Genomic DNA, 21,467 nt, shown 5'->3' on the forward strand with positions numbered 1-21,467 from the left:
CTCTTTCCGGGCCGTCCGACGCCGCCCGGACGACACCGGCCGGGCCCCCGCGAGGGGGCCCGGCCGGTGTGTCGGAGCCGGTCGCCGGCTCAGTGCTCGTCGCCGGTCAGTGCTTGTGTCCGTGCTCGGCGAGCTTCTTGCGTACGTCGTCCATGTCGAGCTGCTGGACCTGCTCGATCAGGTTCTCCAGCGCCGACTCCGGCAGCGCGCCCGGCTGGGCGTAGACGATCACGCCGTCGCGGATCGCCATCACCGTCGGGATGGAGCTGATGTTGAACTTGGCACCCAGCTCCTGCTGCGCCTCGGTGTCGACCTTGCCGAAGACGATGTCCGAGTGCTTCTCGGACGAGCGCTCGTAGACGGGGGCGAAGCGCTTGCACGGGCCGCACCAGTCGGCCCAGAAGTCGAGCAGGACGATGCCGTCGCGTTCGGTCACCTCGTCGAAGTTGGCCGTGGTCAGCTCAACCGTTGCCATTGCACTCTCCGATCAGCGCGTGTTTCCTACGTCCCTTGGAACCAGGGTGAATGCCTCCGCATTCCCGTGACGTGCGCGACGAAACGCTGCGCGACGCGGTGGTGACGCTCCGACGTATCGAGCGCAGTCTGTTTTCCCCGTGGTGCGGATCGCAAGTGCATGCCGCATTTGCGTGACGGGACGTGATGGGAGCGCTTCCAAAGAGATCACGGAGCGTGCGCGCTACGAAGCGGTAACTTGATGCTTGACAAGCGGCGATCCGGCCCGCGGAGATCGCTTGTGGAGTGATCGCGAGTCACGCCGAGTAGTGTTACGAAAAGATAAATGTGACGCCCGTCTCTGTCGATACAGTACCGGCGTACGGCAGAATCTCTCGCATCAGAGCGTGGGCGGCGGGTGCCGGGGAGGGCCCCGCCGCTCATTGCGTCTCCACCCGGGTCGGTCCGGGTGTGACTTTTCCGCACCGGCAGCGCCCCGCCCACCGCCTTAACAAGCGGTAAGGCATGCTGTGCCGAACTCCATCGCCGCCCGTCGAAGGGGACAAGGATGCAGTTCGGCCGCTACTACGAGGAGTTCGAGGTCGGCGCGGTCTACCGGCACTGGCCGGGCAAGACGGTCACCGAGTACGACGACCACCTCTTCTGCCTGCTCACCATGAACCACCACCCGCTCCACATGGACGCCCACTTCGCCGAGTCGGCGAGTCAGTTCAAGCGCAACGTGGTGGTCGGCAACTACATCTACTCGCTGCTGCTCGGCATGTCGGTGCCGGACGTCAGCGGCAAGGCGATCGCCAACCTGGAGATCGAGTCGCTGCGGCACGTCGCCCCGACCTTCCACGGCGACACCATCTACGGCGAGACGACGGTGCTGGACAAGCGGGAGTCCTCCTCGAAGCCGGACCGCGGCGTCGTCGCCGTGGAGACCCGCGGCTACAACCAGGACGGCACGCTGGTCTGCGTGTTCCGCCGCAAGGTCATGGTCCCCAAGAAGGAGTACGCGGCCGCCGCCGTGCCCCAGGGCGTCGACCCCGAGCGGCCCAGCTTCCCCGAGCCGCGCTGACCTTCGCGTACGCCCGGAAGGGCCCCTTTCCCGATCTGCGGGGATGGGGCCCTTTTCCCGTTCCGGGGCATATGCTGACGCCGGAGGTCCCCATGAGCCACTCCGTCGCCGGAGAGCCGCCCTCTGCCGGCCGTCGTGCCGCACCGCTGACCACCGCCGTCTACTCCGCGGCGGAGTGGGACCTGTTGACCGACCTGCCGGGGCGGGTCCTCGTCGCCGCCGCCTCGCCCGCTCCGGGCCGCCCGCCGCGCGGCGTGGCCGCCGGGCTCGCCGGGCTGGACGCGGTGGCGGCCGGCCGGGCCTTCGACAGCGACCTGATCCGGGCCGTGGTCGCCGCCATCTACGCCCGCCACGACGGCGCCGCCGAGCGGGACGAGCGCCTCACCGACCTGGTCGACCTGCTCGCCGCCGCCCGCGCGGCGGTACGGGTGCTGCGGCGGCGCGCCGACCCCGCCGACTCGGCGGCGTACCGGCAGTGGGTGGAATCGGTGGCCGCCCGGGTCTGCCGGGCCGGTGACGCCGCGCCGAGCCCCGCCGACCGACGCTTCCTCGACCGGCTCGCCGGCGCGCTGGACCTCCGCTGACCGCCGGGCCCGTGGCGGCCGGGCCGCCGGGCTGGCCGTACCCTCTTCAGACCGTGACCGACGACCAGCTCGACGTGGGCGTGGGGCCCTGGCCCGGCGACCCGCCGGACGACCCGCGCTACGACCCGGAGCTGCTCGCCCAGGGCGACCGGCGCAACGTGGTGGACCGCTACCGCTACTGGCGGCGCGAGGCCGTGGTGGCCGACCTGGACCGGCGCCGGCACGACTTCCACGTCGCCGTCGAGAACTGGCAGCACGACTTCAACATCGGCACGGTGGTCCGCAACGCCAACGCCTTCCTCGCCGCCGAGGTGCACATCGTCGGCCGGCGACGGTGGAACCGGCGGGGCGCCATGGTGACCGACCGCTACCAGCACGTCCGCCATCACCCGACGATCGAGGAGTTCGTGGCCTGGGCGGCGGGGGAGCGGCTGACGGTGGTCGGCATCGACAACCTGCCCGGCTCGAAGCCGCTGGAGACCGCCACCCTGCCCCGGCGCTGCGCGCTGCTCTTCGGTCAGGAGGGGCCCGGGCTCTCCGAGGTCGCCCGGGCCGCCTGCGACCAGCTCTTCTCGATCGCCCAGTACGGCTCCACCCGCTCGATCAACGCGGGCGTGGCCAGCGGGATCGCCATGCACGCCTGGATCCGGGCGTACGCCGGACCGCCCCCGGAGTGACCGATCCGGCCGCTCCGCTTGACGCCCCGCCGGTCCCGGGTGACGGTGAACACGTGAGTGTCGCGGTGAGTTGCCCCAGGTGCACGGGCCCGGTCCGGGAGCCGGACCTGATGCACGGCGAATACCGGTGCCTGCGCTGCGGCCCGGTGCCGCCACTGCACGTGCCGGAGCACATCGGCGCCGAGATCATGGCGAGCGTGGTGGAGCGGGTGGCCGCCGACGCCGACCCGTCCGCACGGCCGGGGATGCCGCTCTGGTGCCCGTGGCCGCTGCCCGCCGGCTGGACGCTGACCGGGGTGGCGTGGGCCGGGGACGACCGGTCCGGCGTGCGCGCCACGGCGGTGGCCTGCGCCGGCCCGGCTCCGCTCGACGGTGGACCGGCCGACCTGCTCTTCGTCGCCGAGGAGCCGGGCGTCGGGCTGGGCTCCCGCCTCGCCGGCCTGCCCGGCCCCGATCCGGGCCCCGAGGTGGCGGAGGCGCTGTCCGACCCCGGCCCTGGTCACCCCGAGCGGGTGCCGCACGCCAAGATCCGCGTGGACGGCCACCCCACTCCACTGTGGCTCGTGAATTCGCCGACCGATCGAAGCGCGTACGCCGGCGAGGCTCGGGGAATGTGGCTACATGCGATAGCCTGGCCGGCGAGTGCGGGTCACCTCCTCGCGGAAGAAGTCGTGCTGCACGACCTCACCGAGTGGACACCGCCCGAACTCGTGTACGGCGCACCATCTCCGTACCTGCACGGGCGGGCCTGACCGGCCGGCACCGGCGAGTCGGAGAACAGACGCAGATATTCACTCTACGACATCATACTGATACTCTGGGTGCCGCTGCGGTAAACGGACCCGGCTCCGCGCGAGAGGATGGCCCGCTATGGTCAAGAAGGTCCTCACCTGGGCCGGCCTCGCATTCTTGATCTTCTTCATCGCCTACCGGCCGAACTCCGCCGCCGACGTGTTCAAGTCTCTCGGTGGCGGCATCATGGACATCGCGCAGGGCTTCGGCGACTTCTTCACCAACCTGGTCGCCTAGCCGCCAATGGGAAGCCCCTCCGGTCCACCCTTCGACCCCGACGATCCCGACCGGGAGCGCCGGGAGCGCGACACCGAGCCGATCCCCCGCATCGACCCCGACGACGGCCCCGGCTTCGGCGCCGGTTCCGGCTACGGCGCGGGTCCCTCCCTTTCGGACGACGCCGCCTTCGGCGACGGACCGGGATACGCCGGGGAGGGGCGGTCCGGCCGCGCCTGGATCCGCGACCCGGAGGCCGCCTACCAGAACCCGCAGATCTCCGAGGACGAGCTGGCCGGCCTGCGCGCCGATGCCGCCGGCATGGCCCCCCGCCGGGTGCTGCCGCTGGAGGACGAGCCCAGCTCGCTGGTCGCGCGTTACCTCTTCCCCACCGAGCGTTACCGCGGCGAGTGGAAGCGGCACTGGATCCACCTCTCCACCCCGATCATCGTCGGCATCGCGGCGACCTTCGTGCTCGGCTACCTCTCCGGCTTCCTCGCCGGGCGCGACGTCGGAGCGCTGACCACCGTCGCGGTGCTGCTCTGGTTCGCCGTGATGGGCTGGGTCGCCTGGCGGGTCGCCGACTGGTGGTACGACCGCTTCATCCTCACCAACAAGCGGGTCATGGTGGTCAACGGGATCATCACCCGCCGGGTCGCGATGATGCCGCTGGTCCGGGTCACCGACATGAAATACGAGCAGACCCCGACCGGCCGCGCGCTCAACTACGGCACCTTCGTGCTCGAGTCGGCCGGCCAGGAGCAGGCGCTCCGCGAGATCAAGAACCTGCCCAACCCGAACGAGCTCTACCTGCGCGTCGTGGAAGAGATGTACGAGCCGCAGGCCGTCGAGGCGCGGTTGGGCAAGGAGGCCGACGAGGCGAAGGCCGACGACGGCGCCTGAAAGTTTTCGTCCGAACATCGGAGGAACTGCGCACCATTCGCCGTCGACCCGTCCCCCTCTGACGTGGCAATCTGCCAGGCAGGACCGGGCGCGGAGGTGAGCGTGGCGAGCAGGGACCCGCTGGAGGAGGAGTTCCGCGACTTCGTCGCGGCCCGCTCCGGCGCCCTGCTGCGCACCGCGTACCTGCTGGCCGGTGACTGGGCGACAGCCGAGGACCTGCTCCAGACCGCGCTGACCAAGACCTACCTGGCCTGGAAGCGGCTCGGCGGGATCGACGCCATCGAGCCGTACGCCCGCCGGGTCCTGATCAACACCTCGACCAGCTGGTGGCGCCGCCGGTGGCACGGGGAACGCCCGACCGAGGTGCTGCCCGAGCGGGCCGGGGTCGACGAGATCGAGCAGCAGCTCGACCGGGACGCGCTGTGGCGGCACCTCCAGGCGCTCCCGGCCCGGCAGCGGGCCGTGCTGGTGCTCCGCTTCTACGAGGACATGTCCGAGGCGCAGACCGCCGCCCTGCTGGAGATCTCCCCGGGCACCGTGAAGAGCCAGACCTCCCGGGCGCTGAACACGCTGCGCCGCCGGCTCGGCTCCGAGGCCGCGCTCGGCCTGCCGGCCGAGCCGGCGGAGCAGGTCGCGCCGCCCGCGCCGCGTACCCCGCCACGGGTGCTCCGGGAGCCCGCCGCGCCGCCACCGCCCGCCCCGGTGCCGCCGGCGGTCCGGCCGAGCGCGATCCCCGGCGGCGCGGCTCCCGCCCGACCCGCCGCGTCCGTCCCGGTGGAGTCCCGATGAGCCGCACGTCGAACTCCTACGACAACCGGACGGGCGGCCCGGAGCGTCCATTCCCCGTGACCGAGGACGAGCTGGAGCGGGCGCTGCGGCAGACGCTGGCCGCGCGCGTCGCCACGCCCCGGCCACTCGCCGCCGACCCGGCCGGCGCGGCGCTCCGGCGGGCCCGGCGCACCGGACGGCGTCGCACGCTGACCGGGCTCGCCCTGGCCGGGGTGGCGACCGTGCTGGTCACCACCGGCATGGCGCAGCTCGGCGGGCCGACCGGGGACGGCGGCACGCCGACCGTGGTGCTCGGTGACCCGCGTGGGTTCTCGGCCTCGCCGCTGCCCACCGCCGCCGGCCCGGCGCCCGCGAAGGGTCCCGTCCGCGCTGAGCTGGACCTGATCGTCGACTCGTGGCTGGACACCAGCGGTGGCGAGCGCCGGGAACTGACCGGGGTGAGCGGCGTCGAACGGGCGCAGCGGGTCCCCGACTACGGCGGCTGGCTGATCACCTCGGCGGCCACCCCGGCCGGCCGTACCCTCTGGTGGGTGCCGCCCAACGGCAGCGCGCCGCAGGTGCTGCTCGCCGGGGCGGACGCCGTGGTGGTGGCCACCGACGGCCGGCAGGTCGCCTGGCGCGACGGCCCCTACCTGTTCGCCGCCGGCGTGGTCGGCGGCCAGCTCCTGGCCAGCAGCCGGACGGCGGTGCCGGAGGGCACGGCGCCGATCGGCTTCGCCGGCGACGCCGTGCTGATCCGCCGGCCCGACCGGGGCGGGGTCAGTATGTGGCGGCGGGCGGCGGGCGGAGTGCCCGGCGGGGCGAACCGGGACGTGCTCACCGTCTACGGCACGCTGCCCGACGGCCGGGTGGTCGGCCTGGTCTCCGCCGGCACGCCCCGGCGGCCCTGCGTGGCCCTGCTCGACCCGGCCCGCGGCCTCACCCCGATCCGCACCGGCTGCGGCCCGGCGCTGGCCACCGACGGCCTCGGCGGGGTCTCCGCGGACGGCCGGTGGCTGCTGCTCAACGCCGCGGGCAGGGACGCCCTGCTGGTCGACCTGGCCGGCCTCGGCGCCGGCCCCGCGACCCACGCGGCCGGCCCGGCCGTCGCCGGGGCGGTGGCCTGGACCCGGAGCGGGGCCGCGTTGCACGTGGACGCCACCGGCGGCCTGGTCCGGGTGCGTCCGGACCGGGTGCTGGCCGGCGAGCGCCCCACCGTCTCGACGCTGGACGGAGTGGCCCCGGGCGACCGGCCCGTCGTGGTGGCCGACACCCGCTCCTGACCCGGGCGGGGTGGGCGTAGCGTCGATGGGATGAGCGCGGCCGCCCGGATCGACCTGCACACCCACTCCACCGCCAGCGACGGCACCCTCGGCCCCGCCGAGCTGGTCCGGGCCGCCGCCGCGGCCGGTCTCGACGTGGTGGCGCTCACCGACCACGACACCACGGCCGGCTGGGAGCCGGCGGTCGCGGCCCTGCCGCCCGGGCTCACCCTGGTCCGAGGCGCCGAGCTCTCCTGCCGCTGGTTCGGCGTCGAGCCGGCGATCCCGCTGCACCTGCTCGCGTACCTCTTCGACCCGACCGAGCCGGAGCTGGTCGCCGAGCTGGCCCGGGTCCGGCGCGCCCGGGAGGAGCGCGGCGAGCGCATCGTGCGGCTGCTCCAGGCCGACGGGATCCGGGTGAGCTGGTCCGAGATCCTGGCCGGCGCGGCCGGCGGGACGGTCGGCCGGCCGCACATCGCCCAGGCGCTGATCCGAGCCGGGCTGGTCGCCACCACGAACGAGGCGTTCGGGCCACGGTGGCTGGGGGAGCGGTACCGGCTGCCCAAGGAGGACATCGACGTGTTCCGGGCGGTGGCGCTCGTCCGGGCGGCCGGCGGAGTGCCCATCTTCGCCCATCCCCGGGCCAGCCGGCGCGGCCGGATCGTGCCCGACGAGCTGATCGTGGACCTGGCGGCGGCGGGGCTGGCTGGCCTGGAGGCCGACCACGAGGACCACAGCCCGGCCGAGCGGGAGCACGTCCGCGCGCTCGCCGCCGAGCTGGGGCTGCTGGTCACCGGAGCGTCGGACTTCCACGGCACGCACAAGACCGTCCGGCTCGGCGCGTACACCACGGGGGTCGAGGCGTACGAGCGGATCGTCGAGCTGGCCCGGGGGGTGACCCCGGTCGCTTCAGGCTGAAGCGTTCCGGCGGCGCGGCTACCGTGTCCGGGTGGATCTCAAGCTCTTCGGCGAGGTCTTCGTGACCCTGCTGGTGATCGTCGACCCGCCCGGCATGATGCCCATCTTCCTCGCGCTGACCGGCCCGCTGGCCGCCCGCGACCGGAACCGGGCCGCCTGGCAGGCCGTCGCGCTGGCGCTCGGCGTGATCGTGGTGTTCGCCGTGGCCGGCCAGACGATCCTGGCCTACCTGCACGTCGACCTGCCCGCGTTGCAGGCCGCCGGCGGGCTGCTGCTGATCCTCGTCGCGCTGGAGCTGCTGACCGGCAAGTCCGACGACCCGAACCAGCAGGCCACCTCCAACATCGCGCTGGTGCCGCTGGGCACCCCGCTGCTAGCCGGCCCCGGCGCCATCGTCGCCACCATGCTCTTCGTGCAGCGGGCCGGTGGCTTCACCGACTACCTCGCCATCGCCGCCGCGATCGTCGCGGTCATGGTGGCGGTCTGGGTGGTGCTGCGCTTCTCCGGCGGCATCGTCAAGGTCCTCCGGCCGGGCGGCATCGAGGTGCTGACCCGGATCGCCGGCCTGCTGCTGGCCGCCATCGCCGTGCAGCTCATCGCCGACGCGATCGCCGCGTTCGTCACGCGGTACCTCACCATGGCCTGAGCCGGCGCGGCGCTGTCGTACCGGGGTGGCAGGATCTCAGGCGTGCGACGACCCTCCCCGACCGGGCGACCCACCGGCGGCCGGCCACCCCGGCCCCGCGCCGAGCAGGCCGAGCAGCTCGGCTTCGAGGGCATGCCCGAACGGCTCTTCGTCTGCACCCCCAGCAAGCTCGGCGCCTACGCCGACTGCCCCCGCCGCTACCGCTACTCGTACGTGGACCGCCCGGCACCGCCCAAGGGTCCGCCGTGGGCGCACAACTCGCTCGGCGCCAGCGTCCACACCGCCCTGAAGAACTGGTACGCGCTGGCCCCCGACCGCCGCCGCCCCGAGGTGCTGGGCACTCTGCTCAAGGGCACCTGGGTCCGCGAGGGCTACCGCGACGACGAGCAGGAGCGGGACGCCTTCCGGCGGGCGCTGGCCTGGCTGGAGTCCTACGTGGCGGGGCTCGACCCGGCCGACGAGCCGATCGGGGTCGAGCGGGTGGTCGCCGTGAAGACCGCGGTGCTCGCCTTCAACGGCCGCACCGACCGGATCGACTCGCGCCCCGGCCCGGACGGCCGGCCCGAGCTGGTCATCGTCGACTACAAGACCGGCCGCACCGGGCTGGACGGCGACGACGCGCGCGGCTCGCAGGCCCTCGCGCTCTACGCCTACGCGGCCGAGCGGGTGTTCCGCCGCCCGTGCCGCCGGGTCGAGCTGCACCACCTGCCCACCGGCGCGGTCGCCGCGCACGAGCACAGCCCGGAGTCGTTGCAGCGGCAGCTCACCCGGGCCGAGGACACCGCGCGGGACATCATGGCCGCCGAGCGGGCCGTCGCCGACGGCGCCGACCCCGACGCGGCGTTTCCCACCGAGCCCGGGCCCCGCTGCGGCTGGTGCGACTACCGGCGCACCTGCCCGGCGGGCGCCCAGGTCCCGGCCAAGGATCCGTGGACGGCCGTGGAGCGCCCTGCCCGCCCGGACGGAGCCGCCTCGCTCTGAGGGGTGGTCAGGCCGCGGCCAGGCGGGCGGCGCGCTCCTTGGCGGCCTGCTGCAACGGGCCCTCCCGATAGCGACGCGGCACCGCCGCCAGGGCCAGGCGCAACGCGCGGACGCTCAGGTCGGCCGAGAGCGCGGTGGTGGGCAGGCCGAGGCCGCCGTACAGCCGGTGTGCCCAGGCCGGCAGCAGCGCCAGCGCGGTGCCGGCGATCCCCAGGTAGGCCCAGCGCGGCGGGCCGAGGTGCAGGCCCAGCTTCACCGGCAGGCTGAGCTTCCACGGGATCGGCGGAGCGGTCAGGAAGAGGGCGGTCTCGGCCGCCTCCCTGGTCATCCGCAGCTCGGGGCGGATCCGGCGGTAGTAGTCGGCCACCTCGGCGGCGCTGCCCGGCACGTCGGCCGGGTCCAGCCCGACCAGGGCCGCCGCTCGCCGCTGCTCGGCGTAGTAGCCGTCCACCTCGTCGTCGGTCAGCGCGAGCCCGGCCCGCCGGGCGGTGCTCACGAACGACTCCACCTCGGTAACGTGCACCCAGCGCAGCAGGTCGGGGTCGTCGATCCGGAACCGCTCGCCGGTGAACGGGTCGGTGGCCCGCATCCGGGCGTGCAGCGTCCGCAGCCGCCGGCCGGCCGCCTCCGCCTCGGCGGTGGTGCCGTAGATCGTCGTCGCCACGTAGGTGGCCGTGCGGACCAGCCGGCCCCAGGCGTCCGTCTTGTAGTTGCTGTTCTGCGCCACGCCGGCCATCGCGCGGGGGTGCAGCGCCTGGAGGTAGAGCGAACGCAGGCCGGCGACGATCAGGATCGGCTCCTCGTGCACCTTCCACGTGACCGATCCCGGACCGAACAGGCCGAGGTCATCGGAGTCCACCGCCCAAGAGTGCCACGCGCCGGGCGGACCGGGCCTTTCCCCGGCCCGAAGCCGGCGCGGACGCTCAGTCGTCGGCGGAGCGGCGGGCCTGGCAGGCCGGACACACCCCCCAGAAGGTCACTTCCGCCTCGTCCACCTCGAAGCCGTGCGCGACGTTCGGGTCGAGGCAGGGGGCGTCGCCGGTGGCGCAGTCGACGTCGGCGATCTCGCCGCAACCCCGGCACACCACGTGGTGGTGGTTGTCCCCGACGCGGGCCTCGTAGCGGGCGGGACTGCCGGCCGGCTCGATCCGGCGGGACAGCCCGGCCCGGGAGAGCGCGCCGAGCACGTCGTAGACGGCCTGGGTGGAGACCGAGTCGAGGCGCTCGCGGACCCGGCGGGTGATCTCGTCGACCTCCAGGTGACCGCCGCCGGAGAGCACGTCCAGCACGGCGAGGCGCGGTCGGGTGACCCGCAGGCCCCTTGACCGGAGCAGCTCCTCACCGGTTGACATGTGTCCATGACAGCACGGGGTCCCCGGGCCGACAAGCGAGCGTGACCGCGGGTGGCCCGGGCCACAGGTGAACCGCGCTGGCGACCCGTGCGTGTGTCGATGTACGGAAGCGCGACGGCTGATCATCCCGTCGTAGGCTGGCCGCGCGATCCCGTCCACTCGCCGGAGGTGTTGGTGTTCAGGGAAGTCAACGGTCTACCGGGCCACGTCCTGGTCGTACACGCCGCCGTGGTGCTGGTGCCGCTGCTGGCGTTGCTCTCCGTCGCGTACGGGGTGCTGCCCCGTTGGCGGCCCCGGCTGGACTGGGCGGTGGCGATCCTCGCCGTGCTCACCCCGATCGTCACCTGGGTGGCGACGGAGTCCGGCGAGGCGCTGGAAGAGGTGCTGCGCAAGCGGGGCTACCCGCCCGAGGGCCTGCAGAAGATCCACGAGCACTCCGAGTACGGCGACAAGCTGTTCTGGTTCACCGTCGGGTTGGCCGTGGCGGCGCTCCTGCTGCTGCTGGTGACCAGCGGCTTCGCTCGGACCCGCAACCTGCCCCGCTGGCTGCCCCTGGTGCTCACCGGGGTGGTGGTCGTGCTCGCCGTGTTCGCGCTGCTGTACGTCTACCTGACCGGTGACAGCGGCGCCAAGATGGTGTGGAGCGGCATCGTCTGACCCGGTGGTGCCGAGCCGGCCGGCTCAGAAGAGCACGCGCGAGCAGAGCAGGCAGGTGAGCAGCACCAGCACGACGCCGGCGACGGCGCCGATGCCGTAGGTGAGCCGCTGGGCCTGCCCCTCGGCCCGGTCCATGGCGGCCATGTCCTGTGGCGGGAGTCGCCGCGGTGGCGCCGGCTGCACGTGCACCGGCGGCCGCCAGCCGGGCGGCGGCGGGATGGTCGGCGGCGGACCGGCGTACCCGGCCGGCGCGCCGCCCGGGGCCCAACCAGAGGCCGAGGCGGCCGGCTGAGGCCAGCCACCCGCCGGGGCGGCCTGGCCGGAAAAGCCGCCGGTCGGCAGGACCTGACCGGACCCGCCGCCGGCCGGGGTGGCGCCCTGGCCGGGCCTCGCCCACGGGCTGTCCGCGTGGCCGTCGCGCGACCAGGGACTGGGCTCCGAGGGCGGAGCGTCGCCGGTCGGCGCGGTGCCGTGCGCCACATCGTCCGGCCGGGTCCCCGCGCCGGCGATGGGCGCGTTCCCGCTGGTTGCCGAGCCCTCGGGCTGGTTGCTTCCGGCCGCCGAGCTGTCGCGTTGGTCGGGCGGCCCGCTGACCGGCCGGTCCGGCGAGCCGGGCTGGTCCGGGCCGGCCGCCGGGGTCTCGCCGGCCGGCTGGTCCGGGCGTCGCCAGGTCTCGTCCTCGGGGCTGCCACCGCTCGGCGTCGTCACGCCGTCCGACGCTACCAACGCCCCGGCCGGTCGGCCGCCCGACGCGACGGGCCACCGGCGTTCACGCCGGGAAGGTCGAGCGGTTTCCCTTCCGGCGGTATCCTTGCCGCTCGTGAGCGATCCCGGCATCCGTGTCCCGCGCGGCGACGACGACCGCGTGGTCGACCTCAGCGAAGACTTCGTGGTGCTGCCCGAGCAGACCACCGACGACACCGACCGTGGCTGGGGCGAGCGGTCGTCCGGCAACGACGACTGGCTGCTCGCCGAGCGCCCGCCGCACTGGGACTGATCTTCCGCCGCGGTCATTCGCGCACGACCACGGCGAAGCGGCTGCCGTCGGGCAGGCCGACCGCGCGGTGGGCCTGCTCCGGGCGGAGCGCCAGGTAGAGGGCCGAGGAGCCGTCGACCGCCCCGGCCGCCCCCACCACCTCGAGCACCAGCGCCCGCGGGGCGAGCAGGGTCGGCGCGCCGCCGACGGGCACGACCAGCAGGTCCACCCGGGCGCCCGGGTGGAGCACCGCCAGCGCGGCCGGCTCGGCGAGCCGGATCGGCACCCCGACCGCCCCGGCGGGCAGCGGCAGGGCGGCGGAGTGATCACCGCCGGCCGGGGTGGGACTGCCCGGGGTGGATGCCACGGCGCGGGTCGCACCTGGCGGGCAGCCTGCCGGGGTCCGCAGGACGGCCGCGGCCAGCCCGAGCAGCACCGCGACCAGCGCCATCCGGAGCAGCGTCCGGCCCCGCGGCAGCCCGCGCCAGCGCACCGGCCGCAGCGATGCCTCCCCACCCGCCACCAGTGCCCTCCCGCCCACGGATCCGACCCCGTACGCGGGCAGGCTAGGCCGCGCGCGACCCCCGCCGCCGCCCCAGCCGGCTCACCTGTGGAAAACCCGCCGGCCTGTGGACAAGCGGCGGGGAAAACGACCGGGAAACGCGAAAAGTGGCCATCCTAGCGGGATGACCACTTTCCGGGAGCCTGACGAGGTCAGGAGGAACTGCTGGCGGCCGGCGACTTGCCGGCCGACGAACTCGAGGACGAGCCGGACGACGCGGCGGACGAGCCGTTGCTCGACCCGGTCGAGGAGCCGCCGGACGAGCTGCTGGTCGACGACTCGGACTTCGCCGGCTTGCTCGCGGTGCTCGTGGCGCTCTCGGAACCGGACGAACGGGAGTCCGTGCGGTAGAAGCCGGAGCCCTTGAACACGACGCCGACCGAGTTGAAGACCTTGCGCAGCCGCCCCTCACACGCCGGGCACTCGGTCAGCGGCGCGTCAGAGAAGGACTGCACCGCCTCGAGCTGGTGGCCGCACGCGGTGCAGGCGTACTGGTACGTGGGCACGTTCTCCTCCGGATCTGGCACGGCCGGTTGGCACTCGACGGATTCGAGTGCCAATGGTGCGTCATGGAACCCGGGTTCGTCCAGCGGAAGCGCCCCGGGCCACATCCGGCACCGCCACCAGCCCGCCTCCCGGCGTGATCACGAAGCGTACCGGCCGGTCGTGCGGCTGGGCCGGAACCGCCTCGATCAGCTCCCCGTCGTGCAGCAGCGCCACCGTGGGGACCGTGGCGGGCACCCGGGCCAGCGCCCGGTCGTAGGAGCCGCCGCCCCGGCCGAGCCGGAAACCGCGCCGGTCCACCGCCAGCGCCGGCACCACCACCAGGTCGGCCCCGGCCACCGCCGCGCTCCCCAGCGGCGGGCCGGTCGGCTCGCGCAGGCCCCGGCCGGCGGCCCGCAGCGACTCCGGGCCGGTGTAGGCGGCCCAGTCCAGGTCGAGGTCGTCGAGGAGCATCGGCAGCAGCAGCTCGGCCTCCGGGGGCAGCGCCGCCCGGAGCGCCGCGGGCAGGTCGCTGCCGCCCGGCTCCGAGCCGACCGGCACGTACGCGGTCATCCGGGCCGGGCGCAGCCGGCGTACCAGAGCGACCAGCTCGGCCTGGACGGACGCCGCCGCCTCCGCCCGGCGTGGCGCGGGCAGCGACCGGCGGTGGGCGAGCAGGGCGATCCGCTGGTCTCGCTTGGCCACATCCGCTCCATCAGAAAATTCCGGCACGCAACACTCCTGACGCAACGCTTGCCTCACGGTCGCTCTGTGTCAGCATCGCAGGGAGGGGCGCAGAACTTCCGGGGGGAAGCTTGACGCTACGGGGGCGGTTGACGGCGGCGTTCCTCACGGTGGTGCTCGGCCCCGTCCTGCTCGGCGCGGTCTTCGTCGGGTCCACCCTGAGCGCCGTCGACCGCGGTCGCGCCGTCGAGCGGCTGGGCGTGGCGGCGGCCGGGGTGCGCACCTCCGTCGACGCCCTCTGTCAACAGCTCCGCGCGGCGGCCGACGCGGTCGCGCTGGTCGCCGACCCGGCCGCCCGGTCCCGCGCGGCCGACCAGGTGGTCGGCCGGGGCGTGGCCGCCGGCGTGCAGATCGCCGACGCCGCCGGCCGGACCAGCTACGCCACCCTCGGCGGCCCGGCCGGCCCCTGGCAGGACTGCGCCGCCGACGCGCCCGCCGGCCCGGTCCGCGCGCTCGCCGCCCGGGTCCGGCTCCGCGACCCGGCCGGCGCCGACCTGGGCACCGTTGCCGCCGCGCAGCCCGTCGACCCGGCCTTCGTGGCGCGGCTCGCCGCGGTGACCGGCGTCGGGGTCACCCTCCTCGACGACCCGGGCCGGATCACCCACACGACCGAGGACCGGGAGGTACGCGCAGCGGTGCTGGCCGCTGCCCGCGAGGCGGACGGGGAGCGGGTGACCGGGACCGCCGACGGCCGGTACGTGCGCCGGGTCGGCCCGTCCCCCGGGCAGCCGCTGCCGCTGGTGCTCTCGGTGCCGGGGGAGCGGCCGCCCGGCCTCTACGCCGCCCTGGTCGGCGCGGTGGTGCTGGCCGCCCTGCTGGCCGTGCTGGCCGCCTGGCGGCTGGCCCGGGTCACCACGCGGCCCCTGGTCGAGCTGGCCGGCGCGGTGGACCGGGTGGCGCACGGCGACCTGACCGCGCGGGTGCCGGTCCGCAGCCGGGACGAGATCGGGCGGCTGGCCGGCGCGTTCAACCGGATGACCCGGGAGACCGGCAGCTACGTGGCGGCGCTGACCAGCAGCCGGGACCAGCTCCGCGGCCACCTGACCGTGCTTGGCGACACCCTGGCCAGCACCCACGACCTGCAACGCATCCTGCGGGTGATCCTGCACAGCGCGATCGCCGCCACCGGGGCCCGGGCCGGCGCGGTGCTGCTGCTGGACGGCGAGGACGTGCTGGTCGGCCAGTGCGTCGAGGGGCTGGACGGGCGCTGGCCGACCGAGGACCGGGCCGATCCGGCGACGCTGCGGGTGCCGGTCGGCGCCGGGGTGGTCGGCACGGTGGCCGCCACCGGGGAGCCGCTGCGCGGCCGGTGGGAGCCGGCGGACGCGCCGACCGGCGAGCCGTCCTGCGAGACGTACGTGGCGGTGCCCTTCGCGGCCCCCCGCGGCGCGGAACCGCGCGGCGACCCGGACCGGCCCGGCCATCCCCCGGCCGAGGCGTCCGACTCCGCGGCGCTCGGCGTGCTGGCCCTGTACGACCGGCTCGGCGCGGACGAGTTCGACGACGACGACCTCGTCACCCTGCGGACCTTCGCCGGGCACGCGGCGGTGGCGGTGGAGAACGTCCGGGTGCACGAGGAGGCGCAGCGGCTCTCCCTGACCGACCCGCTCACCGGGCTGTGGAACTACCGCTACCTGCGCGAGTCGATCCGGCGCGAGGTGGAGCGGGCCAACCGCTTCGGCCGGATGCTCAGCGTGCTCGCCCTCGACCTGGACCGGTTCAAGGACGTCAACGACACCTGGGGGCACGCCGCCGGGGACGCGGTGCTGGTCGAGTTCGCCCGCCGGGTACGCGGCGAGATCCGCGAGGTCGACCTGGCGTTCCGGCAGGGCGGCGAGGAGTTCGTGGTGCTGCTGCCGGAGACCGACGCCCGGGGCGCCACGATCGTCGCCGAGCGGCTCGGCGCGGTGGTGCGGGACCACGCGGTGCCCGTGGACGGGCACGCCGGGGAGGCGATCCGGGTACGGGTGACCGTCTCCATCGGCATCGCCGTCTACCCGGACCACGCGGCCGGTGGCCAGCAGGTGCTCGACGCCGCCGACGACGCGCTCTACGCGGCGAAGGCGGCCGGCCGGGACGGCTACCGGCTGGCCCAGGCCCCCGACCCGGTCCCCACCCAGGAGATCCCCGTGGTCGTCACCACGGTCAGCCCGCCCGACGGACTGGCCCGGGCCGGCGCCGGGGACGCCGCGACGGTGGCACAGGGCGGCGCGTCTTCCGGTCCTCACCCGCCGCGGCAGAGCCGTGGCCGATAGTCTCGCGACATGTCGGAGCACTCAGCGAACCCCTCAGCGACCGCCGCGACCGGTCGCTCCCGCGCGGTCAAGGCCGTCATCCCGGCCGCCGGCCTGGCCACCCGGTTCCTGCCGGCCACCAAGGCGGTGCCCAAGGAGCTGCTGCCGGTCGTCGACCGGCCGGTGCTTCAGTACATCGTCGAGGAGGCCGCCCAGGCCGGCCTGACCGACGTGCTGCTGATCACCGGACGCGGCAAGACGTCGATGGTGGACCACTTCGACCGCCGGCCCGACCTGGAGGCGCGGCTGGAGAGCAAGCCCGACGTGCTGGAGGCCGTACGCCGCCCCGAGGAGCTGGCCGAGATCTACACCTGCCGCCAGCCCGAGCAGCTCGGCCTCGGCCACGCCGTCGGCTACGCCGAGTCCCATGTCGGCGACGCGCCCTTCGCGGTGCTGCTCGGCGACGAGTTCGTCAAGATGGACGAGCCGCTGCTGCCGGCCATGCTGGACCTCCAGGCCCGCACCGGCGGCGTCGTGCTGGCCTTCTTCGAGGTCGACCCGGCCGACACCTCGCGCTACGGGATCGCCTCCGTCGAGCCGGCCGGGTCGGAGTTCAGCGACCTCGCCGAGGTCGTCAAGGTCACCGGCATGGTCGAGAAGCCGAAGCCGGAGGACGCCCCGAGCAACCTCGCCGTCCTCGGCCGCTACGTGCTCCCGGGGAAGATCTTCGACGCGATCCGGCGCACCGAGCCGGGCAGCGGCGGGGAGATCCAGCTGACCGACGCCATGGAGCTCCTGCGTAACGAGGGGGTGCCGGTGCACGCCATCGTCTACCGGGGCACCCGCTACGACACCGGCATGCCGCTCGGCTACCTCCAGACCGTGGTGCAGATCGCCGTCGAGCGGGAGGACCTCGGCGCCGAGTTCCGCAAGTGGCTCACCGAGTTCGTCAACAACGGCGACGAGACGGTTACCGCCGCGATTATGAACGGGATGCGCGACGCGTCCGGCGGTGCCGGTACATGACCGCGACGGCCGACGCCGAGGCGGCCGCGAACGAGTTGACGCCGCTCGCCGACTACCTGGGCAGCGTGCTGCGCAGGTTACGCGCGCTGCCTCCGCTCGACCTCGACCTCACCCAGGCGTACGGCAACGTCCTCGCCGAGGACGTGGTCGCGCCGCACTCGTACCCCGCCTTCGACCAGGCGGCGGTGGACGGGTACGCCGCGCGCTGGGAGGACATCTCCGGAGGGAGCCGGGGGCCGGGCTACGTCCCGGCCCCCTCCGGTATTCCCGGTGGCCGCAGCATCCGGCTGAACGTGGTCGGTGACCTCGGTGCGGCGAGCTGGCGGCCGGTCCGGCTGACCCCCGGCTCCTGCTTCTCGGTGGCCGCCGGCGCGCCGCTGCCCATCGGCGCCGACGTGGTGGTCCCGGTGGAGTGGACCGACCAGGGCATGGCCGCCGTGGAGATCTTCCGCGCCCCCAAACGGGGCTACGGCGTCCGCCGCGCCGGGGAGGAGCTGCCCGCCGGCACCCTGCTCGCCCGCGCCGGCACCTACGTCTCGCCCGCCCTGGTCGCGGTCTTCGCCGCCACCGGCATCGGGCACGTGGTGGTGCGGCCCAGCCCGCGGGTGGTCATCGTGGCCACCGGCGACGAACTGGTCGACGTCGGCCGGGGCAGCCAGCCCGGGCAGGTGGTGGACACCAACTCGCACGCGCTGACCGCCGCCGCGGCCGAGGCGGGCGCGCTGGCGTACCGGGTCGGGATCTGCGACGACGACCCCGAGGCGCTGCGCGGCCTGCTGGAGGACCAGACCCTGCGGGCCGACCTGATCATCACCACCGGCGGCACCGGCACCGGCCCCGGCGACATGGTCCGCCGGATCCTGTCCCGCCGGGAGGGTGGCCGGGCCGGGCCGGTCACCTTCACCGAGGTCGCTCTCTATCCCGGAACGGCCCTCGGATTCGGTACGGTCGGCGCCGAGGAGGTGCCGGTGGTGTGTCTACCCGGTGAGCCCGGTGCGGCGCTGATCGGCTTCGAGGTGCTGGCCCGTCCGGCCATCCAGCTGCTGGCCGGCGCCGAGCCGGTGTTCCGGCCCAGCGTCCGGGCGCACCTGCTGGAGACGGTCTCGTCGCCGGTGGGGCTGCGCGAGTTCCGCCCGGCCCACGTCGCTGAGCGGCGCGGCGGCGGCTACACCGTGCAGCCACTTGTCGGTGGGCCGTTCACCCTCTCCGGCCTGGCCGAGGCGAACGGTCTGCTCGTCCTTGGCGAGCGGGTCACCACCGCGGCGGCGGGTTCCACGGTGGACGTGTTGCTGCTGGACCGGCGTCGGTGAGCGCGAGGAGTGAGCTTGCGAGCCCCGCAGTCGCGAACGGAAGGCTGACTCGGTGAGTTGGTTCCGACGGCCGCCAGGTTGGCCGGCGGTGCTGATGGACGGTCCGGTGGTGCTGCGGCCCTACCGGCGTTCCGACGCGATGGCCTGGTCGGAGATCCGGCGGGCCAACCGGGCCTGGCTGGCTCCCTGGGAGTCTCACCTGCCGGGCAGCTGGGACGAGATGAACTCGCCGTCCGCGTTCCGCTTCGTCCACGCCGACCAGCGGAAGTCCGCGCGGACCGGCGACGGCCTGCCGTTCGCGGTCTGCCTGCGCGAGAACGGCGCGGAGCGGCTGGTCGGCCACATCAACGTGGGCAGCATCGTGCGGCGGGCGTTCTGCTCCGGATACGTGGGCTACTGGGTGGACTCCCGAGTGGCCGGTCGCGGCGTCATCCCCACCGCGGTGGCCCTGGCCGTGGACCACGCGTTCGGCCCCGGCGGCCTGCACCGGATCGAGGTCAACATCCGGCCCGAGAACCAGCCGTCCCGCCGGGTGGTGGAGAAGCTCGGCTTCCGTGAGGAGGCCTACCACGTGCGCTACATGCACATCGACGGCGCCTGGCGGGACCACATCGGATACGCGATGACCAGTGAGGAAGTGGCCGCCGAGGGCGGGCTGCTGGCCCGGTGGCACCGCGTACGTGACAACCGCGGGTGAAGCCTCCCACCTGCCACGCCCGGCGCGGCGCACGGTGAAGTCGGTCGGTGGCCCGTAACCTCAAGTAACTGCAAGCTGTGGCAAGCGCTGCCTGCCCGCACGATCTGCGCCGTAAACGACGGGCGACGGAAGAAGTTGCGGTCGTGTGGCGCTCGCCCCGAACTTTGGTGACGGGAGGGGTGAGGGTGCCGACCTCGGTGCTCCTCGCCGTCCTCGCCGCCGCCGGTCTGCTCGCCTTCGCGCCGGCGCTGGTCCGCCGGTACGACGCCACCGAGCGGCTGGTGGCGGAGCGGGCGCAGTCGACGGCGCGGGTGCTCCAGCGTCGCCGTCGGCGTCGCACCGTGCCCGGACGGCGGCCGGTGCACCCGCCGCGCTCCCTCGTCATCACTCTCAGCGAAGACGCCGATACGGGCAGTCTCGCCCGGCCGGTGTCGGCGCCGCCGACCCGGCGCCGCTCGGGTCGGCTTCGGTCGGTGCCACCCGCCCCGGCCAAGTCCCGCCGACGGCACCCGCCGAAGCGGCGGCAGCACACCCCGGCGATCTACCGCCGGCGCCGGGTGCTCGCCGCGCTGCTGCTGCTCAACTTCGTCGAACTGATCGGCGTGGTGCTGGTCAGCCCCGGGTTCTGGATCAGCGTCTCGGTCACCGGCGCCCTGCTCGTGGCGTACGTCGTACACCTGCGGCAGCGGGCGCTGGCGGAGCGCCGGCGGCGGCGCGCGGAGGCCCGGGAGGCGGCGTGGCTGGCCGCCCGCCAGGCCGAGGTGCGCCGCGAGCAGGCGAGGCGCGCCGCGGCCCGGCGGGAGGCGCAGCGCCGGCTGGCCGCCCAGCGGGAGGCGGTCCGGCGTACCGCGATGGGGCTGGACCGGCCCGCGGACCTGCCGCCCGCGGCGAGCGGCGGTTCGGTCTCCTACCGCCGGGCGGGCGGCCTGCGTGGCCGGCCGTACCAGAGCGGGCGGGGCGCCTGAAAATTCTGGCCGGTGATGTCGAATCCGGCCAGGGTCGTTCGACGGGTTGGTGAAGGCCGGTGCGGAGCCGGCCGCCGACAGGGGAGCTTCCGATGGCCAAGATCGTGTCGAATTTCTTCATCTCGCTGGACGGTGTCGTGGAGCGGCCCGACCAGTGGCACTTCCCCTACTTCGACGACGAGATGGGCGCCGTGGTCGGCCGCGGGGTGGAGGCGACCACGGCGTTCCTGATGGGGCGCACGCAGTACCAGGAGTGGTCGGAGTTCTGGCCGGACCAGACCGGGGACGACATCGAGTTCGCGTCGTTCATCAACTCGGTGCCGAAGTACGTGCTCTCCAACACCCTCACCGAGACGACCTGGCAGAACTCGCACCTGATCTCCGGGGACTCCGACCGGGTCGCGACGCGGCTGCGGGAGATCAAGGAGCAGGCCGACGGGGAGATCAGCATGTCGGGTGGCGCCACCACCGTCCGGTGGCTGCTGGCCAACGGGCTGCTGGACGAGCTGCGGCTGCTGGTCCACCCGATCGCCGTGGGACACGGCCAGCGGCTCTTCGAGGACACGCCGACCTACCCCCTGCGCCTGCTGAACAGCTCGACCCTCAAGAGCGGCGTCCTGAACCTGACGTACGCCCCCGCCTGAGGGTCCCCTTTGCGATCTTGGAGGGTTTGGGCCCCTCTGGGGGCCTTTCCCCTCCAAGATCTGCTCCGGCGGCGGGGTGGTTCGCGTCGGCGGTGCCGAACCTGTTAGCCTTGGCGCCGGCCCGCCCGGTGCAAGCCGGGTGGGACCGACGCTGGTACGCCAGCGGAGGGGCTGTGGCGCAGACCGGTAGCGCACCTCGTTCGCATCGAGGGGGTCAGGGGTTCAAATCCCCTCAGCTCCACCAGTAACATCGTTGGGCAGCAGAAACGCTGCTAGCAAGATCAGGTAGTACAGATTCGGTACACATCAGCGCTGCTCCGGAGTCTTCCGGGAGCATTGGCGCTTGCTGCTCGCGTCCCGCAGCGCGCTGCTGATGATGTTGCGGCGGCGGTCCTTCTTCGGCCACCAGTGGACGTAGGTCTCCAGGGTGATTCGCAGGCTGGAGTGCCGCAGCGCATTCTACACGTCGGTGGGGTCGGCACGCGGTCACTTCGACGGGGCATCGAGGACTTCTCGCATCCCCTACCGTTCCT

The 21,467-nt window shown here is 74.2% G+C and carries 26 protein-coding genes and 1 tRNA gene; 20 read left to right on the forward strand and 7 right to left on the reverse strand.

The genetic code is table 11. The features are described 5' to 3' along the window. Nucleotides 1-106: 106 nt before the first annotated feature. On the reverse strand, nt 107-475 hold the full coding sequence (gene trxA / locus AC0OLQ_RS04445; RefSeq protein ID WP_262286952.1) for a thioredoxin: 369 nt from the start codon (nt 473-475) through the stop codon (nt 107-109). A 546-nt stretch (nt 476-1,021) separates the two neighbouring features. On the opposite strand from trxA, the gene AC0OLQ_RS04450 reads away from it, so the two are divergent. The 11 genes from AC0OLQ_RS04450 (at nt 1,022) to AC0OLQ_RS04500 (ending at nt 9,284) form a co-directional block, all read left to right on the forward strand. Beyond that, entirely contained in the window at nt 1,022-1,537 is a 516-nt protein-coding gene (locus AC0OLQ_RS04450) for a MaoC family dehydratase (RefSeq protein WP_484530293.1), read from the forward strand. 92 nt (nt 1,538-1,629) lie between these two features. Beyond that, the gene (locus tag AC0OLQ_RS04455) at nt 1,630-2,121 is read left to right on the forward strand and encodes a hypothetical protein (protein WP_484530294.1); all 492 of its coding nucleotides are present in this window, start codon (nt 1,630-1,632) and stop codon (nt 2,119-2,121) included. A gap of 53 nt (nt 2,122-2,174) precedes the next feature. Further along, nucleotides 2,175-2,798: a TrmH family RNA methyltransferase gene (locus AC0OLQ_RS04460; RefSeq protein WP_357343087.1), complete on the forward strand. Its 624-nt coding sequence runs from the start codon at nt 2,175-2,177 to the stop codon at nt 2,796-2,798. Between the two features lie 65 nt (nt 2,799-2,863). Next, nucleotides 2,864-3,550 (forward strand): DUF6758 family protein, encoded by a 687-nt coding sequence (locus AC0OLQ_RS04465; protein WP_484532268.1) that lies wholly within the window; start codon nt 2,864-2,866, stop codon nt 3,548-3,550. Nucleotides 3,551-3,668: 118 nt separating this feature from the next. Continuing rightward, nucleotides 3,669-3,827: a hypothetical protein gene (locus tag AC0OLQ_RS04470; protein WP_167544553.1), complete on the forward strand. Its 159-nt coding sequence runs from the start codon at nt 3,669-3,671 to the stop codon at nt 3,825-3,827. Nucleotides 3,828-3,833: 6 nt separating this feature from the next. Continuing rightward, entirely contained in the window at nt 3,834-4,709 is an 876-nt protein-coding gene (locus AC0OLQ_RS04475) for a PH domain-containing protein (protein ID WP_484530295.1), read from the forward strand. Between the two features lie 102 nt (nt 4,710-4,811). Continuing rightward, the gene (locus tag AC0OLQ_RS04480) at nt 4,812-5,498 is read left to right on the forward strand and encodes a SigE family RNA polymerase sigma factor (RefSeq protein WP_484530296.1); all 687 of its coding nucleotides are present in this window, start codon (nt 4,812-4,814) and stop codon (nt 5,496-5,498) included. Beyond that, nucleotides 5,495-6,760, forward strand: coding sequence for a TolB-like translocation protein (locus AC0OLQ_RS04485; protein ID WP_484530297.1), 1,266 nt, complete (start codon nt 5,495-5,497; stop codon nt 6,758-6,760). Before AC0OLQ_RS04480 ends, AC0OLQ_RS04485 begins: the two co-directional genes overlap by 4 nt. 30 nt (nt 6,761-6,790) lie before the next feature. Next, nucleotides 6,791-7,657: a PHP domain-containing protein gene (locus tag AC0OLQ_RS04490; protein WP_484530298.1), complete on the forward strand. Its 867-nt coding sequence runs from the start codon at nt 6,791-6,793 to the stop codon at nt 7,655-7,657. A gap of 31 nt (nt 7,658-7,688) precedes the next feature. After that, nucleotides 7,689-8,303, forward strand: coding sequence for a MarC family protein (locus AC0OLQ_RS04495; RefSeq protein WP_357343076.1), 615 nt, complete (start codon nt 7,689-7,691; stop codon nt 8,301-8,303). 132 nt (nt 8,304-8,435) lie between these two features. Beyond that, complete coding sequence (locus AC0OLQ_RS04500; protein ID WP_484532269.1) at nt 8,436-9,284, forward strand: RecB family exonuclease; 849 nt, start codon at nt 8,436-8,438, stop codon at nt 9,282-9,284. 7 nt (nt 9,285-9,291) lie between these two features. Here the strand turns inward: AC0OLQ_RS04500 and AC0OLQ_RS04505 are convergent, their stop codons facing one another. Then, the gene (locus tag AC0OLQ_RS04505) at nt 9,292-10,143 is read right to left on the reverse strand and encodes an oxygenase MpaB family protein (RefSeq protein WP_484530299.1); all 852 of its coding nucleotides are present in this window, start codon (nt 10,141-10,143) and stop codon (nt 9,292-9,294) included. A 64-nt stretch (nt 10,144-10,207) separates the two neighbouring features. Beyond that, nucleotides 10,208-10,636, reverse strand: coding sequence for a Fur family transcriptional regulator (locus tag AC0OLQ_RS04510; protein ID WP_484530300.1), 429 nt, complete (start codon nt 10,634-10,636; stop codon nt 10,208-10,210). Between the two features lie 174 nt (nt 10,637-10,810). Between AC0OLQ_RS04510 and AC0OLQ_RS04515 the strand changes: the two genes are divergently transcribed. Next, nucleotides 10,811-11,293: a DUF2231 domain-containing protein gene (locus tag AC0OLQ_RS04515; RefSeq protein ID WP_357343070.1), complete on the forward strand. Its 483-nt coding sequence runs from the start codon at nt 10,811-10,813 to the stop codon at nt 11,291-11,293. Nucleotides 11,294-11,317: 24 nt separating this feature from the next. On the opposite strand, the gene AC0OLQ_RS04520 is transcribed toward AC0OLQ_RS04515, so the two are convergent. Then, entirely contained in the window at nt 11,318-12,001 is a 684-nt protein-coding gene (locus AC0OLQ_RS04520) for a hypothetical protein (RefSeq protein WP_484530301.1), read from the reverse strand. Nucleotides 12,002-12,104: 103 nt separating this feature from the next. Between AC0OLQ_RS04520 and AC0OLQ_RS04525 the strand changes: the two genes are divergently transcribed. Further along, complete coding sequence (locus tag AC0OLQ_RS04525; protein WP_151465544.1) at nt 12,105-12,290, forward strand: hypothetical protein; 186 nt, start codon at nt 12,105-12,107, stop codon at nt 12,288-12,290. Between the two features lie 13 nt (nt 12,291-12,303). Here the strand turns inward: AC0OLQ_RS04525 and AC0OLQ_RS04530 are convergent, their stop codons facing one another. The 3 genes from AC0OLQ_RS04530 to AC0OLQ_RS04540 form a co-directional block, all read right to left on the reverse strand. Beyond that, complete coding sequence (locus tag AC0OLQ_RS04530; RefSeq protein ID WP_484530302.1) at nt 12,304-12,792, reverse strand: flagellar biosynthesis protein FlgA; 489 nt, start codon at nt 12,790-12,792, stop codon at nt 12,304-12,306. A 191-nt stretch (nt 12,793-12,983) separates the two neighbouring features. After that, nucleotides 12,984-13,337 (reverse strand): FmdB family zinc ribbon protein, encoded by a 354-nt coding sequence (locus tag AC0OLQ_RS04535; protein WP_484530303.1) that lies wholly within the window; start codon nt 13,335-13,337, stop codon nt 12,984-12,986. A 61-nt stretch (nt 13,338-13,398) separates the two neighbouring features. Further along, nucleotides 13,399-14,046 carry a 5-formyltetrahydrofolate cyclo-ligase gene (locus tag AC0OLQ_RS04540; RefSeq protein WP_484530304.1) on the reverse strand — a complete coding sequence of 216 codons (648 nt, stop codon included), beginning with the start codon at nt 14,044-14,046 and terminating at the stop codon, nt 13,399-13,401. Between the two features lie 83 nt (nt 14,047-14,129). Between AC0OLQ_RS04540 and AC0OLQ_RS04545 the strand changes: the two genes are divergently transcribed. From AC0OLQ_RS04545 to AC0OLQ_RS04575, 7 genes are all read left to right on the forward strand, one after another. Continuing rightward, complete coding sequence (locus tag AC0OLQ_RS04545) at nt 14,130-16,313, forward strand: GGDEF domain-containing protein (protein WP_484530305.1); 2,184 nt, start codon at nt 14,130-14,132, stop codon at nt 16,311-16,313. Nucleotides 16,314-16,322: 9 nt separating this feature from the next. Next, complete coding sequence (locus AC0OLQ_RS04550; protein ID WP_484530306.1) at nt 16,323-17,318, forward strand: UTP--glucose-1-phosphate uridylyltransferase; 996 nt, start codon at nt 16,323-16,325, stop codon at nt 17,316-17,318. Continuing rightward, nucleotides 17,315-18,628, forward strand: coding sequence for a molybdopterin molybdotransferase MoeA (locus AC0OLQ_RS04555; protein WP_484530307.1), 1,314 nt, complete (start codon nt 17,315-17,317; stop codon nt 18,626-18,628). The genes AC0OLQ_RS04550 and AC0OLQ_RS04555 overlap by 4 nt, the downstream gene beginning before the upstream one ends. Before the next feature lie 94 nt (nt 18,629-18,722). Beyond that, nucleotides 18,723-19,325 carry a GNAT family N-acetyltransferase gene (locus AC0OLQ_RS04560; RefSeq protein ID WP_357335363.1) on the forward strand — a complete coding sequence of 201 codons (603 nt, stop codon included), beginning with the start codon at nt 18,723-18,725 and terminating at the stop codon, nt 19,323-19,325. Nucleotides 19,326-19,504: 179 nt separating this feature from the next. Next, the gene (sepX, locus tag AC0OLQ_RS04565) at nt 19,505-20,290 is read left to right on the forward strand and encodes a divisome protein SepX/GlpR (protein ID WP_484530308.1); all 786 of its coding nucleotides are present in this window, start codon (nt 19,505-19,507) and stop codon (nt 20,288-20,290) included. A gap of 92 nt (nt 20,291-20,382) precedes the next feature. Then, a complete protein-coding gene (locus AC0OLQ_RS04570; RefSeq protein ID WP_484530309.1) occupies nt 20,383-20,934 on the forward strand; it encodes a dihydrofolate reductase family protein in 552 nt (183 codons plus the stop codon). Between the two features lie 167 nt (nt 20,935-21,101). After that, nucleotides 21,102-21,178 (forward strand) — tRNA-Ala (locus AC0OLQ_RS04575). Nucleotides 21,179-21,467 lie beyond the last annotated feature (289 nt).

This window comes from Micromonospora sp. Utrum1, from assembly GCF_057197805.1.